This window comes from Mycobacterium lacus (genome assembly GCF_010731535.1).
In the GTDB taxonomy this organism is placed as follows: domain Bacteria; phylum Actinomycetota; class Actinomycetes; order Mycobacteriales; family Mycobacteriaceae; genus Mycobacterium; species Mycobacterium lacus.
Genome location: NZ_AP022581.1, coordinates 1800046 through 1816074 on the forward strand (window position 1 = coordinate 1800046; position 16029 = coordinate 1816074).

Consider the following 16029-nt stretch of genomic DNA (forward strand, 5'->3'; position numbering starts at 1 on the left):
CGGTAATCGGTCTAGCAGAGGCCGCTCGGAATGCCGCGCGTGGGCGCGGTTTCCTGCGTGGGCATGGTCTGCGGGTAGGGCACTCGATAGGGGATCCCATAATGCGCAGATCCCAGCACCACGTTGGGTACGCACTGCGGCAGTTTCGACAGCTCGCCAACCACAGGATGGTTCAGGTTGGGTGGCGACGGGTTTGCCCGGACAGCGAAGTTGAACGCCGACGTCATATCGCCGACCGCGCTTCTGCGCCAGGGGGTCAGGTTGGGAACCGGCACCCCGAATCGCGTTTCGAGCAATCGCAGCTGTGACGTGTGGTCGAAGGTGTCGTGGACCATCAGGGGGCCGCGGCTGTACGGGGAGATGATGAAGCAGGGGACCCGAAAGCCCAACCCGATCGGTCCCCGAATGCCGCCGGAGCCCGGGACTGCATTGATGTCGGGCACCGTGATGTATTCGCCGGGCGTGCCCGGCGGTGCGGTGGGCGGTACGACGTGATCAAAGAAGCCGCCGTTTTCGTCATAGCTGACGATGAGCGCGGTCTTTTCCCAGACCGCCGGATTGGACAGCAGAATCTTGAGCACTATCACGAGCGCGACGGCGCCGGCTGCCACCGGGAATGCGGGATGCTCGGACTGCAGGACGTTGGGCACCACCCAGGAAACCTGCGGAAGTCTGTTGGTCTTGACGTCGGCAAGGAAATCCAGGGGGTAGGTCGGCACAAGGGCGCGGCGCGCGAGATCCGATCGCGGATCGGCGGTTTGTTTGAAGTACTCGACAAAGTTGCCGAAGCTAAGCTCCGAGCCAAGGGGCCCGAGGGTCTTGTTGCGATATACCTTCCAGCTGATCCCGGCATCGCTGAGGTTCTGCGGCATGATGCGCCAGCTGAACCGCTGAGTCGGGCTGGTGTAGGGGCTCTCCAGCTGCGGCCCACCATTGGCTCCGTCGGGGTCCAGAGTGCCGCTCAGCCAGTACAACCGGTTGGGCAGGGTGGGCCCCAACACCGAGCAAAAGTAGCGATCGCAGATCGTGAAGGCGTCCGCCAGCAGGAAGTGGACCGGGATGTCTTGGCGCTGGTAGTAACCCATCACGGTGGGGATGTGTCCCCTGTTGGTCTGCGCCGGCAGCCATTTGTCGTTGGCGCCGCCGTTCCACGATTCGTGCATCGCCGCCCAGCCGTGGTCCGGGTCGTTGAGGCACTCGCCGTCGACGATAGGGCTGCGGGTGGTGTCGAATCGGTAGGGTATCGTGACGCCGGTGGGGTCGGGTGCCTGCGTCATGGGGTTCCAGCCCTTTTGCGCAAACAGCGGCGACGGGGTGTCGAATCCATCGGTGCCGGAGAGCGTTCCGAAGTAATGATCGAATGAGCGGTTCTCCTGCATGAACAACACAAAGTGCTCGATGTCTGTCAAATGACCCAAACAGGGCCCTGCGCCATACGCCTTTTCAATCACCGGACCGGCCAGCGACATCAACACCCCGGTGGCGCCGGCACCGGCAGCCTTGGCCAAGAATTCTCGGCGCGACATTCCGAGAATTCGGCTTTCGCTCACCGTGGTGGCCTCCTTGCCGCGCATATCAGCTCAAGGTTAGGGACCAGGGTCCATTTGCCAGGGCGCGCCAACGGCGTGTCGGGCGCGAATTTGCATGCTTTGCCGGGCTATGCGGTGTGGTGAGAATCGTCGTTGCGGTTGGAGCCGACGCTCAACGTCGCCAGCATCCCGGCTGCCGCCCGCTGCCAGGTGAACATCTCGGCGCGACGCCTCGCACCGCTGCGGCGGTGGCGTTCGGGCCGGTTGACGATGGCGCGGACGGCGTGTGCGATTGCCTCAGGGTGGTTGTCGGCGGAGGCGCCGCTGTCCGGGGTGATGATCTCGGTCAGAGCCGACGTGCGCGACACCACGGCCGGTGTTCCACAGGCCAGCGATTCCAGCGCGGCCAGCCCGAACGTCTCGTGCGGCCCCGGCGCCAGCGTGACGTCGGCCGCGGCCAGCAGCCGGGCGACGGTATGGCGATTGGAGATGAAACCCGTGAAGTCGATCGGCAGCCCGGCTGCCTGTCGTTGCAACCGGGCTCGCAGTGGGCCCTCTCCGGCGACGACCAGGCGGGCGTCGACGCCGGCGTCGCACAACGCGGCGACGGCATCGATGCTGCGATCGGCGTGCTTTTCCACCGACAGCCGGCCGCAGTGCACCAGCAGGATCTGCGCTGGCGCGGCCCAGCGTTGCCGCACTAGGGCGGAGCGGCGGCGCGGATGGAACGTTTCCAGGTCCACGCCCAGCGGGACGGTGACCGTATTCGTCGCGCCGATGCGGTCGAATTCCTTGCGCGCGAATGCGGTGGTGCACACCACGGTGTCGTAGCTGGCGGCGGTGCGCGCGTTGGCGAAGTCCGCGAATTTCTGCGCGGTGCGACGGGGAAGAAACTGCCCCGCAAGGCGATCGAGACGCTCATGGGAGATCATCACCGTAGTGGCGTCGTGTTCGCGGCCCCACCGGCCCAGCGACCGCAGGGTGAGCCGGTCGGAGACCTCCAGGGCATCGGGCCGCAGCGCCTCCAGCAGTGCGCGCACAGGTCCGGGCATCACCGCCCGATAGCCGCCTGTGAATGGAATTAGCTTGGCGGGCAAGGTGATTCGTACGACATCCGTGGGCAGCCGGCTTCGATCGGCGCGACGGCCAGGCACGATCAGAAACACCTCGTGGCCGGAGGCGCGATATTCGGCCCCCAGCCGGTCCACGGCGGTACGAAGGCCGCCGGAACGAGGTCCATAGAAGTTGGCGACCTGTACGACACGCATACCGTGAGGACAACCGGCACTCGTGTGCGGTCAACGACGTGACGCCGACGGTTGCCTGAACAGTCCATGAACTCTGCTCAGCGGGATTGTTTGGCGAGGGCGGTGTTGGCGTTGAAGCTGCACAGGCGCGCCATCACACCGACAGCGACCCGCAACACGTCACGATGGGGTTTCCGGCTGACTAACAGGTAATCGCGCTGACAGTGGTCTGCTCGCGCACCTGCCGGCCTGGCCCCAGATCGAAGCGTCGGTCGGCCACCCGCCGAACGTGAACCCACGGCGAAAAGTTCGCCTCATTGTCAAGTGGTCAGTGCAACATCTGGTAGTGCTGAGCGCCGCGCAATCTCGGCCGGCGTTAGGCCCAATGAACTCTCGCCGCACCGACCTCGACCACGGGTAACCACTCGGCATCGCAACCTCCAAACACGGTGTTGCACCGACCGCATGAATCCAAGGGCCGAAACTTCGCCGTGAGTTCACGTTCGCCGCAACACCTCGCGCGCTAGTTCGCAGCGCGACTTGTGATGTGGCTAAGCAGGTCTCGCACAGCCCCGATGGGCGGAACGCGCCCGCCCACCCAGATAGCCCGGAGCTGTCGCCCCAGGCTCAATTCGGGCACCGCCACCGTGCGCAGACGTCCGATTTCCAGGTCGTCGGCAACCGCCAGTCGGCTCATGACCGCGGGCCCCGCGCCCGCTACGACGGCGGCGCGCACCGCAGCGGCAGACGACAATTCGAGGACCGGGTGCGCTTGCTGGATCGAGTCGCCGAGCGCCTTGCGCAGCGCCGCTGTCAACGAATCACGCGTGCCCGATCCTGGTTCGCGGGTCACAAGTGGCGTTCGACTCAGTTCCGATGCGGTCAGCTCTCGTTGGCGGCGTGCCCACTTGTGGTCGGCGGGAACGATCACCACGAGCTCGTCATGGCCGATGATGCGACTGCGTAATCCTGTTGGTGCGTTGGGGGTTTCGATGAAGCCAAGATCGGCTTTCCCGTCGCGTACGGCGGCGATCACCTGATCGCTGTTGGTAGCGGTCATGATGACTTCGGGAGCGACGGCGCCCAGTCGATTTGTCGCAACCTGCAGCGACACCAGCCAGCGCGGCATCAGGTGTTCGGCGATCGTTAGGCTCGCCGCCACCCGGACGCGCTTGCGGCTTTCGGATCGTAGCGACGCTAATCCGGCGTCCACGTATTGGGCGACGTCGAGCAGCCGATCCGCCCACTCGGCGACGACGACCCCGGCGCGCGTCAGCCGTGAACCGCGTGGCGTCCTCACCACCAGCGCGACGCCGGTCTGAGCCTCGACAGATGCCAATCGTGCCGATACCGCCTGCTGCGTCAGCCCGAACTCCCGGGCCGCGGCGCCGAGACTGCCCGTCCGGGCGATCGCCAAGAAGATTTCGAAAGCGGACAGTTCGGGCATGTGAGCGCTGAGCGGCGGCATGCTCAAGGATACACAAGCCAACCTTGTGGGCGGGCGCATAGTCACAAGGAGAGCTTGTGGGGACACAAGGCCAATATCCCTACTGACGGCTCGGCCAACAGCGCACCATGGAGTTGTACGGCCTGACCGAGGAAGAGAAGATGACGAAGGTATCAAGGATTGCTATGCCAGAGGGTTCGGCAACGTGGGGCAAGCGCGACGACATGATCGTGCGTGGACGCGTGCCGTACAACGCTGAGCCGCCTCCGGCGGTGTTGGCGAGTAGTGACATCACCCCGGTCAGTGCGTTCTATGCCCGCAACCACGGCCCGATCCCGGACATCGCGCCGCGGCAATGGCGCCTGCGCGTCGATGGGCTGGTGGACGCGCCGCTGGACGTGACCTATGCACAGCTGACCACCGAGTTCGACCAACACAGTGTGGTGGCGACGCTGGCGTGTGCCGGCAATCGGCGAGCGGAGCTACTGCGGGTGCGGCAGATCCCGGGTAAGGAGCCGTGGGGGCACGGGGCGATCTCGACGGCGGAGTGGCGCGGTGTGCGCCTGGCGGACATTCTCGGGGCCGCGGGAGCGGATCGAGGGGAGGGTCGCCATGTTGCCTTCGACGCGCCAGACGTCGCTCCGGAGGCGCGGCCCGTCCAGTCCTACGGCAGCTCGATCCCGCTGAGCAAGGCGATGTCACCGGAAGTGCTGCTGGCGTGGCGGATGAACTCCGAGCCGCTACCGCGCACCCACGGTGGTCCGGTTCGAGTGGTGGTTCCCGGCTACGTCGGGGCCCGGAGCGTCAAGTGGGTCACCACAGTCACCGTCCAACCCGGCCCGTCGCAGAACTACTTTCAGGCCCTGGACTACCGCATCCTGCCACCCGACGCCGACGCCGACATGGCCGCACCGGGCGAAGGTATTTCGCTGTCGTCGCTGGCGCTCAACTGCGACATCCTCGACCCGACCGACGGTGACCATGTGCCGCCCGGTGCGCTGACCATCCGCGGTTATGCGATCGCGGGCGACGGCCGCAGCGTTGAGCGCGTCGACGTATCGCTCGACGACGGCCTCACGTGGCGGCAAGGCGACCTACGTCCTGCGCCCAGCAAATGGTCGTGGCGGCGCTGGTCGGTGACCGTCGACGTCGATCGCGGACCGTTGACCATCACCGCGCGCGCGTGGGACGACACCGGTGCCCTACAGCCCGAATCGGCGGCCTCCCTATGGAATCCGCGCGGGTATGGCAACAACGCGTGGGCCCGTGTCGCACTGAGCGTCGGGTGAGTCGGCGGACAGCGGCAGACAAGTAGCGCGCGGGCACGGTCAGCTGGTGAGGGCCTTCTTGATGGCCGTGTCTTGCTTTTGGCCGACATCGGTGACGAAATCCGGCGGCACGGGCGAGTCCGGCGGCCCGTGGAATTGCAGCTCGACGAACGCCTTGCCCTCGGTGAACACCAGCACGATAACTTCGGATGGGTGCTGCAGCCGGCCACCAGCGTCGCCGCCACCAACGTCGTTATCGCCGCGTCGGCCACCGTCAGAGAAATCCTCATCGCGCGGCGCCCCTTTCACGCTGCCCCGACAAGCTCCTTCCCCGTGTGAGAACAGTAACCCAGGGATGCGCCGGCCGATCCGGTCGAAGGCCAGCGAGCGTTGCAAGAGAAATCGCGTGGTGCGCACGGCGGGGGACGTTAACCTAGTCCGGAAGGCAGGTGACTAGGATTTCGATGATCACGGCTGCACGGACCGAAGACCACCGGAAAGCCACTGCCGAGGCGGTTGAATTGGCCACCCAAGCGGGTGGCTACGGCACGACGTCGAACGAGGCGAAGGTGACGCGGCAGTTGACTCAACGACTCAACGGCGTGATACGTGACCGGCCGGTGCCCATGAGGCCGCTCCAGTGATCGTCATTGCGCGATTCATCTATCGTTTCGCGCCGTTGGTCGTCGGCGTCTGGGTCCTCGCCATCGTCCTGGGCAACAACTTTGCTCCGCCGATCGAAGGGCTGGTCGCCGCCCGCGATCAACCATTCTTGCCGGCCGGCACCGCGACGGCTGTTGCCCTGCAACGGTCGGCGGCGGCATTCTCCAAACCGCCCGGCGACAACATCGGTTACCTGGTCCTGGAACGAAGCGCAACCCTCGATGACCGCGACCGCGCCTTCTACGATCAACTGGTCCGGGCGCTGCGCGCCGATTCCCGTCATGTCGTCGAGGTAACCGACTGGTGGGGAATCCCGGCGGTCGCGGGCGCGGCCCTGAGCAGCGATCGTCACGCGGTGACGGCGACCATGCGCCTGGCAGGCATGGCCGGAACATCGCAGGCCGGCCAGTCGATTACCGCTGCGCGCGGCATTGTGGCGCAACAGCACCCCCCTGACGGTTTGCGGATATTCATCACCGGACCTGGCGCCACCATCATGGACGAGTTCGCGGCGGTCGAAAGGCAAATGCAGCTCATCACCGCGACGACAATCGCGGTGCTGCTAGTCCTGTTGTTGATCGTTTACCGATCGCTGATCACCGCGATGGTGCCCCTGGCGTCGGCCCTTGCGGCTCTAGCCGTGGCCAAGCCGATCGTTTCCTACCTCATCGACGAAAATCTCATCGGCGTTTCGCTGTTTTCCATGGCAGTGAGTGTTGCTGTGGCCGTCGGGGCCGGTACCGGCTTCTCGATCTTCCTGATCGGGCGTTACCACGAATGGCGAAGGCAGGACGTTGCTCCACCGACAGCGTTGGCAGACGCATACCGTGGTGTGGCGCCTGCGATCGTGGGTTCGACACTTATCGTTGTCGCGCCCCTCGCCGCTGTGGGATGGCTGAGCCTTGCGCGGATCAGTATGTTCGCGACGACCGGAATCCTTTGCTCCATCGGCGTTCTCGTGGTCGGCCTGGCCGCACTGACGTTGACGCCGGCCCTTATCGCGCTCGCCAGCCGGGCCAACCTAGCCAAACCGCCGCAACGTAAGCGCCTGGGGCGCCGCTGGCGGCGCATCGGCACCGCCGTGGCGCGCTGGCCGGCGCCGATCTTGGTCACCGGCGGCGTATTCGTACTCATCCTGCTGATAGCCCTGCCCGGCGTGCCGATCGGTTGGGACGAAACAGCGGCGACCCCACCCGGGGCCGAATCCACCCGCGGTTACCAGGCTGTCGACCGCCACTTTCCCCCGAACCAGCTGCTGCCCGACGTCGTCACGATCGAGACCGACCACGACATCCGCAATCCCGCCGGTTTGACTGCCGTCGAACAAATCACCGCCGCGATCATGGCGATCACCGGGGTCCGCATGGTGCAGTCGGCGAGTCATCCCACCGGAATGGTGTCGAAACAAGCTGCCTTGCAAGCTTCGGCGGGGAATATCGGCGATCGGCTCGACGAATTCTCCGACCAGCTCACCTCCCGGGAGGCGACGTTCACGGATCTCGAAAACGCCGTGGGTGACATATTGACCTCGCTTGATCTGCTTCAGACTGGCCTGCAGCAGGGCACCTACGGGATTGGTCAGGTGGGTTTGGCCGTCCATCTGATGCAGGAGGCGATAGCCAAACTTGAAGACCGCGCAAGTGACGTCGCCGACATTTTCGACCCGTTGCGAAGCTTCGCGGTGGCTATACCAGACTGCCCGGCAAACCCGGTGTGTTCGTCCGCCCAACAGGCGGTCCAGTGGGCAAACTCTGTTGTCGAAGGCTGCACGAAGCTGACCAACGCAGCAGGACAGCTCGCGAAGGGGATCGCGGACGCCGCCGCGGCGGCATCCGGTGCGCCCAGTCTGCCGAACGTCATGAACAGCGTCGGTGATCAGCTGGGGCAGATACGCGCGCTTGCGGCGGGCGTCAGAGACGTGCTCAACAATGTGGGCCCAACGCCTCTACAGGAGCTGCCCAGCCACTTGCACCAACTTGCCACCGTCTCCCAGGGGAGTTCCGGCGGCGTGGACCTGTACGCCTCCCGGCAGATCCTGACCGACCCCAATTTGCGGGCTGTCTTGGGTGATTTCGTCTCACCAAATGGGCATGCGACCCGTCTGCTCGTCTACGGCGACGGGCGCGAATGGGGTAGCGATGGCGCCCAGCGTGCTCGCGCGATCGTTGCTGCCGTAAACGACGCGACCAAAGCGGGCCCCCTCAAACCGACCGCGGTCGAACTCACGGGCGTCGGGCCGGCCACCCGCGACCTGCAGGATATTGTCGGCGGTGACCTCGGCCTGATGGCCGCCATCACACTGGCCGTTGTCCTCGCGATAGCCGTAGCGCTCCTTCGAAGTCCGGTTGCCGGGCTGGTGGTTCTCGGCACCATCGCGACATCGTACGTCTGCGCACTCGGTGCCAGCGTGCTGTTTTGGCACCACATTCTTGGCTATAACGTGCACTGGTCGGTGCCGCCGATCGCGTTTGTCTTGCTGGTAGCGGTGGGCTCCACCTGCAACCTGCTATTCGCGCTACGGATCCGCGAAGAAAGTCCCGGTGGGCCGCGCACCAGCATCATCCGAGCGTTCGCCGCGACGGGAGCGGTGGCTACCTCCGCTGGAATCGTTATTGGGACAACGGTATTCGCCCTTGCCACGAGTAGCGTGCTGAGTGTGGCACAGATCGGCGTCACCGTCGGCCTCGGTCTGTTGCTCGACGCCCTCGTGGTACGCGCCTTTGTACTGCCGGCGCTGATGGTGGTGTTTGGTCGCTGGCTCTGGTGGCCGCGTCGATCTGTCAGCAACCCTCAGGTGCCTGCGCGGTTGACCGCCGAAGTCGGGTAGGGTCGCGGTAGCCGATTCCGGTCTTGGCCTCGCCCAACGGATTCCCTGAACCGATTCGTGCGCATTTTCGTGTGCTGGAGAATGACGAGCCGAAGCGGCGCCGACAGCCTTGTCATCTGTCCGTACCCCTGTTCAGCGGCCCCGTTGTCGTCATAGATTCAGGTTTGGGGACGAGGCGACCGGAAAGCTGATTTCTTACACATGTCCGGCTACGGGGATTGGCGAGGCTGATGGCGGTGTCGAACGCGCCGTCGGCTCGGTCGCTTCGGGTGCTTGTCGTCGGCGCCGGCGTGAGCGGCATCTCCGTGGCCCGGGGATTGCTGCGCGACGGACATGACGTGACCGTCTTCGATCAGCGGCCAGCGGTGCAGGCGGGCGGCGGCGCCGTGACGATCTGGTCCAATGGCGAGACCGTCCTGCGGCAGCTGGGCGTCGACATGCACGGGGCGGGTCAGTTGCTGTCCAGCGTGCGGGTGCTGACGTCCAGGGGTCATCGACTGGCCACTTTAGACGTGGCCGCGATCATCGATCGGCTGGGCGCTCCCGTTCGGATGGTTCCGCGGCGTGTCCTGCTTGAGCGGCTGCTGGAGGGCTTTCCGGCGGAGCGCATCCGATGCAACTGCCGCGCGGCCGGGGTGGTCACCACCCGCGACGGGGTGCGGGTCGAATTCGAAGACGGCGGTTCGGCCGAGGGAGACCTGCTGATCGGTGCGGACGGCCTGCATTCGGCGATCCGAGGCGCCATCGGCGCGCGGGATGCGCAGCCGACGGGCTGGTGCAGCTGGCAAGGGCTGATTGCCCTCCCGGACGCCGTGGATGACAAGCACGCCGCGCAGGTCATCATCGGCGAGCGCGGCAACACGGGTCTGTGGCCGGCTGGTGGCTCGGAGGTGCAGTGGTGGTTCGACCTGCCGTGGACGTATGACTTTGTCAGGCCCCGGCGCCCGATCGAGCTCATCCGGTCCAATTTCACGGGCTGGTCCGACTCGGTCGATCGAGTGCTCACCGCGTTGACCGACGACGATCTGGCCCCCTCGCCGTTCCCGCATTTTCGGCACCCGATTCCTCGGCGCGGCCGGGGCCCCGTGACATTGCTTGGCGATGCCGCGCATACGATGCCGCCCACGCTCGCGCAAGGGGCCAATCAGGCGCTGCTCGACACGATGGTGCTACGCAAGGCGCTGTCGGATCTCCCGCGCGCAAACCACAGCTGTGATCTCGCCGGCGCGCTGCGCTGGTACGAGAAGACAAGGCGACATCGGGTCGGGGCGGTATCTCGGGTTGCGTCGCTGCGAGTGGCCCACGGTGAGTCGGTGCTGCGGCCGGCGGCGTTGATCTCCGACCGGCTCCACACCTGGGCACTGATGACGTTTCTGCGGTTGACGAGTCACCGCCGGATGTCCGCAAGGATCAGCCACGATCTCGCGGCGACAGCCCCGCCTGCTGTGCGTCTCGGCCAGGCCTATGAATAATCCCGACACTGATCCGGTTTCCATTTCGGGCGATCACGTCCGAGTGCGAGGCGCCGTCGACGCGCCTTCACGGTGGCTCTGGCTCGTCAAATGGTGCGTGCTGGCCGTCCCGCACTATCCCATACTGATACTTCTTTACTTGGTGTATCCGGTGTTGACGGTCATTGCCGGCGTCGCGATCCTGGTCACCGGGCGGTATCCGCGCCGCATCTTCGACTTCAATGTCGGCGTGTTGCGCTGGTCGTGGCGAGTCATGAATTACCGATTCCCGATGAACAGCACCGACAAGTATCCGCCCTTCACGCTCGCGTCTCGGCCGGACTACCCGGGCGATCTCGAGGTCGACTATCCGGAACGGCTCACGAACTGGGCGGTGCTGCTGAAGTGGTGGCTGCTGGGGATCCCTCAGATACTCCTTTGCTGGGCGATGGAGCCTCTGCTGCAAGTTCTTTGCGTCATCAACGCGGTGTGGTTGCTGTGTACCGGGACGATTCACCGGGGCATGTTCGACCTGCTGATGGGCATCGTCCGTTGGCGTTACCGGGTGGCGGTGTACGTATCGTTGATGCGTGACGATTACCCGCCATTCCAACTGGATCTAGGTGGCACATAACGCGCAGGAATCCGTTGTTCCCATACGTGTATCGATTCGGTCAGCCGATCTTCGATCGGCTTTTCTACAACCGGTATCGGCGAGCGGCGATCGCGTTTGCGACCGGCCGGCTGCTGATGGTCGGTCTTGGTCCCGGGACCGACTTGAAGTTTGTGCCGCCCGCGGTGACCTCGGTCGCCGCGGTGGAGCCGGTGGCGGCGTTCCGGCGGATGGCGTCCCGTCTTGCCCGTCGCCACGGCGTTGCGGTCGACATCGTCGACGGGACGGGCGAGTCGATTCCGTTCCCGGACAACAGTTTCGACTCGGTACACATCGGGCTGGTGTTGTGCTCGGTCGATGATGTCGCCGCCACGTTGGGCGAGATCCGGCGTGTGCTCGTGCCCGGAGGCAGGCTGGTCGTTCTCGAACACGTCCGAGGGGAGGGCGCGATGGGCCGGTTCCAGGACGTGGTCGCAAAGCCGTGGTCGTGGCTGGCTTCCGGTTGTCATCCGAACCGCCGAACCATCGACGCCATCGCCGCAGCTGGATTCGATACGTCGGGGTTGCGTAGCATCCCACGAACCTTGGTGCCGCCCCCGTGCACACCTCACCTGCAAGGAATTGCCACGTCGGTGGAACCTTGAACCTACGTCGCGGCGGGGTATAGGCTCAAGTTCTGCCGTTCGGTGCCGGGGATAGCGACGGGGATAAGCGCCGCGAATGTGGCCGCGGCGGGGTCTGAAAAATGTTAACAGGGGGCCTGGGGTGATGAATTTCTCGGTGTTGCCGCCGGAGGTTAATTCGGCGCGGCTGTTCTCTGGTGCGGGTTCGGCTCCGATGTTGGCGGCCGCCGCAGCCTGGAATGGGTTGGCCGACGAGTTGTCCGCGGCGGCGTCGTCGTTTTCGTCGGTGACGTCGGGGTTGGCGAGTCAGGCGTGGCAGGGTCCGGCGGCTCAGGCGATGACGGCCGCGGCGGCTCCGTATGCGGGGTGGCTGAGCGCGGCGGCGGCTCGGGCGACGGGGGCGGCCGGGCAAGCACAAGCGGTGGCCGATGCATTCGAGGCCGCGCGGGCGGCGACGATTCATCCGCTGGCCGTGGCGGCCAACCGGAATGGGTTGGTGCAGTTGGTGTTGTCGAATTTCTTCGGCCAGAACGCGCCGGCGATTGCGGCCGTTGAGGCCCAGTATGAGGAGATGTGGGCCCAGGATGTGGCCGCGATGGTGGGCTATCATGCCGGGGCCTCGGCGGCCGCGACTCAGCTTGCCCCGTGGCAGCAATCACTGCGAAACCTGGCCAGCCAGCTCGCCGGGGTGCTGGGCCTCAATCCGGTCACCAACCCCGTACCGGGCGACCCAGGCTTAGAGAGCCAAACCCAAAGCTTCGGACCGTTCACAATCACGGCACTTGGCGACTCCGCCGAGAACAATTTCGTTGGGCTTATTGTCGAGAGCCCGTTCTTTAACAATACGTTGACGTCTGGGCAGGAAACCTCGCTCGGTTTAGGCGCGCCCGGACAAACCGTGAATCGGTTCGAAAGTCCGGTCCTACCGTTCCTGAATAGTTCGTTCGCCCTTCCTGTCACGGATCCGCTAGCCCCACTGTTTATTGCGCTTCTTCCACTCGGCTTCTGATGACCCCGGCGTGGAGCGGCGGCAGCCCGTCGCCGAAGTTGCCGCTCCTACTCGACGCCGACGGCCTCGATGATGTTCAGTCTCGCCGCACGCCGTGCGGGTGGCAGTGAGCCCAGCAGGCTGATCGCCAGCGCACCGAAGCTAAACACCAGCGCCATAGAGCTCGGCCGGAAGCTGACTTGGAAATTCATCATCGCCCCGCTGACGAGGCTGAACAGCTTCTGGTCCGTCAGGCCGAACAGCAGTCCCAAGACCCCGCCGACGGCACCAATACCTACCGCCTCGGCCAGCACCATCCGCAGGATCAACCGACGGCTGGATCCCATCGCGCGCAGCACGCCGATTTCCCGGCGGCGTTCCAGGACCGACAGCGTCAGCGTGTTGAGAAGAGCAACCGCGGCCACCACCACCACGATGATCCACACGGCATTCGCGATGAACATGCTCTGATGCAGCGGCGCCTCGAGTCCGGCCAGCTCCGCGCGACCGTCGTACACGTAGTTCGGCGAGGGCACCGCGCGGCGGACGTCGGCCAACAAGCGCTTCGGATCCGCGCCAACGGCTGCGGTAATCTGCAGTACGGTCGCGGCCGGGCGGTCGAACCACGCCCGCATCTGATCGAGGCTCATGCCAACGGTGCCGATCACCGTCGAAAAGTACGGCACCAAGGCCAGCACGGCGATCAGCCGCAGGCCATGCGGAGTTTGCAGCCGCAGCCGGTCGCCAACCCGGACGCTCAACGCCTCACCCAGATTTTGCGAGAGCACCACCCCCCGGCCGGCGAGCACCTCGTTGCGCACCCGCTCGGTGAGCGCGCGATAGAGCGGATCGGCGGTGCCCGGGGAAAACCCGTCGAGCATCACGCGTTTGGCGCCGACGACTGCGAACGCGAATGCGCCCTCGGTGACGCGCGCAACGCCCGGCACAGCCGCCACCTTTTCCGAAAGACCCTGTGGGAGAAGCGTGGTGGGGTAGCTGTCGGGAGGATCCGCGGTGACCCATACGGGGACATCGGATACCGGCGCGAAGATGCCACGCGCCGACCGGATCATGTCGGTATTCGTGCCGGTGATCGCAACGGTAGTGACAACGGCGATGAGCAACGTCATCGCCGTGGCCCACACGCGTCGCGGGGAACGCTCGATCGTCGCCGCTGCGAGCGCTCCCACCGATCCGAACATTCGGGCCGCTGCGGCCGTGGCTCGCACGATCGGCGTGGCAAGCGCGAAGCCAAGCGCGATCTCGGCGGAGAACACCGCTGCCATCGCGACAACTGCCAACACGCCACGGTGGCCGACGACCAACGGGATCGACGCCGCGAACATGGCGACGGCGCCAACCCCGGTTGTGATCCGCAGCCAGCGCGGCACGCGGTCCGACGCCGAAACCCCGACAGGCGCCAGCGCCTCGATCGGTGAAACCTTATACACCTGTCGGGCGGCCATCGCGGAGGCAATCACACTGGTCAGTGCCGCGGTCACGACGGCAGTCGGTATCGCGTAGCCGGGCAGCCAGTACATGACGCGTGCTTCCAGCCCTTGGGTCATGGCCGGCGGCAATCGACCAATCGCAATGCGGCCCATGAGTATTCCAAGGCCCGACCCGATAGCTCCGCCGATCAGTCCGAGAATCGCTGCCTCCGTGACCATGTCGCGAACGATTGTGACGCGTCGGCCGCCGATCGCGCGCAGCATCGAGATGACCGGCCGGCGCTGGGTGATCGCCATGGTCATCGTCGTGTAGATCAGAAAGGCGCCGGCCGCCAACGCAACCATTGCGCCCATCAGGGCCATGTAGTTCATCATCTTGACGCCGTCGCCTGCGCGCGTGGCCCGCATGCTCGGTTCCGCGACGATTGCCCGGCTGTTCACCGCGGCGGAGACCGACGCGCGGACGGCGGCAAGGTCAGTGCCCGGTTTCGTGGTGATAAGTACCGAATCGAGCTGCCCTAATCGCCCGGTAACGCTCTGCGCCAATGCAAGTGGGGCAAGCACGTAATGGCCACCGTTGAGATCCGCGAGTCGCTTGCCGCCCAGTACCTCCGTGACGGTCACTGCACCCGAGCCCAGTTGAAACGTTTCGCCTTTCGCACGACCAACGCCAGGCCCGACTCGAACACCATTTGGCGCCTGGGCCGGCGCCGCCAACTGATGCTCCGCGACAGCATCTTTCAACGCGCCACCCAACGCGGCGATACCGGCGTCCGCACCCAGCAGCAGAACCGGTCCAGACGGTGTTGACGCCGACGCGCGGATCAGCGGAACAGCCGTCGCGACGCCGGGGACGGCGGCTACGTCCGCCGTTATCGTGTCGGGAAATCCCGCGTCGGTGATCCCCGATACTTCCAGCGCGGCGATGCCGGCGATCCCATCGGCCAGGCGATTGACCGATCCGGTGATCGATCCGAAGATGCCGAGTATCGCGACCAGATACATTGCTGACACAGCCATTACGGCGATCGAAGCGATGGTGCGCCGACGATGCACCGCGAGTTCCCGCAGGCTGAATAGGCGCAACCGGCTCGCGGCCGCGGCTATCGTCGAGCGCGGTTTCACCCCGCACCCACCAATGCGTCGGCACCGACCCGGCCGTCCTGCAGCGTGATCACGCGATCGGTCGCCGCCGCGGCATTCGCATTATGCGTCACCATCACCACCAGTCGACCGCGGCCGTCTTCGTGTGCCATCTCGGCCAGCAGCGCCAAAATGGAAGCGCCGGTCGTGGAATCGAGGTTTCCCGTTGGTTCGTCGGCAAGGATCAGTGGTGGGTCCATCATCAGTGCCCGAGCCACGGCGACCCGCTGCATTTGCCCGCCGGACAGTTCCGCCGGCCTGTGCTGGGCCCGGTTGCCGACTCCGACCCGATCGAGAAGCCGAAGCGCGTCTGGTTTGGCCTTGCGCAGCCGGACACCGTCGAGCAGCTTGGGGACTGCCACGTTCTCCCACGCCGACAGGGTCGGTAACAGGTTGAAGAACTGAAAGACGAAGCCGACGCGACGATGGCGAAACTGCGACTGCTGCTCCTCGCTGAGCCGGCCGATCTCGTCGCCGTCGAAGGTGATCGACCCGGAGTCGGGGGAGTCCAACGCGCCGAGCAGATGCAGCAGCGTGCTCTTGCCCGCTCCCGACGGCCCGACGACCGACACGAACTGTCCGCCGTCCAGCCGCATGCTGATCGCGTCGAGCGCGCGCACGGTGTGGCCGCCGACCCGGTATTCCCGCACCACATCCCGTAATTCGATGGTCAGCTCACGGGCGGGCGGTTCGGTGGTATCGCGCCGTCTACTCATGGGTGCCTTAAAAACGCTGGTATGGGATGCAACGGGCTGCAGTGCCCATCGGTTCAACGGCGG

11 protein-coding genes and 1 pseudogene are annotated in these 16029 nt (G+C 65.5%); 6 read left to right on the forward strand and 6 right to left on the reverse strand.

From position 1 onward, the window contains the following. Positions 1–11 precede the first annotated feature (11 nt). The 3 genes from G6N24_RS08250 to G6N24_RS08260 form a co-directional block, all read right to left on the reverse strand. Entirely contained in the window at positions 12–1574 is a 1563-nt protein-coding gene (locus G6N24_RS08250; RefSeq protein ID WP_163745459.1) for a phospholipase C, read from the reverse strand. A gap of 83 nt (positions 1575–1657) precedes the next feature. After that, the gene (locus G6N24_RS08255; protein ID WP_085160379.1) at positions 1658–2797 is read right to left on the reverse strand and encodes a glycosyltransferase; all 1140 of its coding nucleotides are present in this window, start codon (positions 2795–2797) and stop codon (positions 1658–1660) included. Positions 2798–3299: 502 nt separating this feature from the next. After that, the gene (locus G6N24_RS08260) at positions 3300–4244 is read right to left on the reverse strand and encodes a LysR family transcriptional regulator (RefSeq protein WP_179963494.1); all 945 of its coding nucleotides are present in this window, start codon (positions 4242–4244) and stop codon (positions 3300–3302) included. Between the two features lie 164 nt (positions 4245–4408). Here G6N24_RS08260 and G6N24_RS08265 point away from each other — a divergent pair, with 164 nt between their 5' ends. Next, entirely contained in the window at positions 4409–5512 is a 1104-nt protein-coding gene (locus G6N24_RS08265) for a sulfite oxidase (protein WP_085160403.1), read from the forward strand. Between the two features lie 39 nt (positions 5513–5551). Here G6N24_RS08265 and G6N24_RS08270 read toward each other — a convergent pair whose 3' ends face one another. Next, positions 5552–5908 carry a hypothetical protein gene (locus G6N24_RS08270; protein ID WP_139822391.1) on the reverse strand — a complete coding sequence of 119 codons (357 nt, stop codon included), beginning with the start codon at positions 5906–5908 and terminating at the stop codon, positions 5552–5554. Positions 5909–6131: 223 nt separating this feature from the next. Between G6N24_RS08270 and G6N24_RS08275 the strand changes: the two genes are divergently transcribed. The 5 genes and pseudogenes from G6N24_RS08275 to G6N24_RS24340 all read left to right on the forward strand — a co-directional run. After that, entirely contained in the window at positions 6132–8981 is a 2850-nt protein-coding gene (locus tag G6N24_RS08275) for an MMPL/RND family transporter (RefSeq protein ID WP_085160373.1), read from the forward strand. 230 nt (positions 8982–9211) lie between these two features. After that, entirely contained in the window at positions 9212–10453 is a 1242-nt protein-coding gene (locus G6N24_RS08280) for an FAD-dependent oxidoreductase (protein WP_085160372.1), read from the forward strand. 43 nt (positions 10454–10496) lie between these two features. Further along, positions 10497–11066 carry a DUF4389 domain-containing protein gene (locus G6N24_RS08285; protein ID WP_085160370.1) on the forward strand — a complete coding sequence of 190 codons (570 nt, stop codon included), beginning with the start codon at positions 10497–10499 and terminating at the stop codon, positions 11064–11066. Continuing rightward, on the forward strand, positions 11063–11689 hold the full coding sequence (locus tag G6N24_RS08290; RefSeq protein ID WP_085160368.1) for a class I SAM-dependent methyltransferase: 627 nt from the start codon (positions 11063–11065) through the stop codon (positions 11687–11689). Before G6N24_RS08285 ends, G6N24_RS08290 begins: the two co-directional genes overlap by 4 nt. 124 nt (positions 11690–11813) lie before the next feature. Continuing rightward, positions 11814–12365, forward strand: a pseudogene (locus G6N24_RS24340) (PPE family protein); the annotation flags it as partial. A gap of 359 nt (positions 12366–12724) precedes the next feature. On the opposite strand, the gene G6N24_RS08300 reads toward G6N24_RS24340, so the two are convergent. Together G6N24_RS08300 and G6N24_RS08305 are read right to left on the reverse strand one after the other, a co-directional pair. Further along, positions 12725–15127 (reverse strand): FtsX-like permease family protein, encoded by a 2403-nt coding sequence (locus tag G6N24_RS08300; RefSeq protein WP_139822390.1) that lies wholly within the window; start codon positions 15125–15127, stop codon positions 12725–12727. A 101-nt stretch (positions 15128–15228) separates the two neighbouring features. Further along, the gene (locus tag G6N24_RS08305) at positions 15229–15924 is read right to left on the reverse strand and encodes an ABC transporter ATP-binding protein (protein ID WP_085160401.1); all 696 of its coding nucleotides are present in this window, start codon (positions 15922–15924) and stop codon (positions 15229–15231) included. Between the last annotated feature and the right edge of the window lie 105 nt (positions 15925–16029).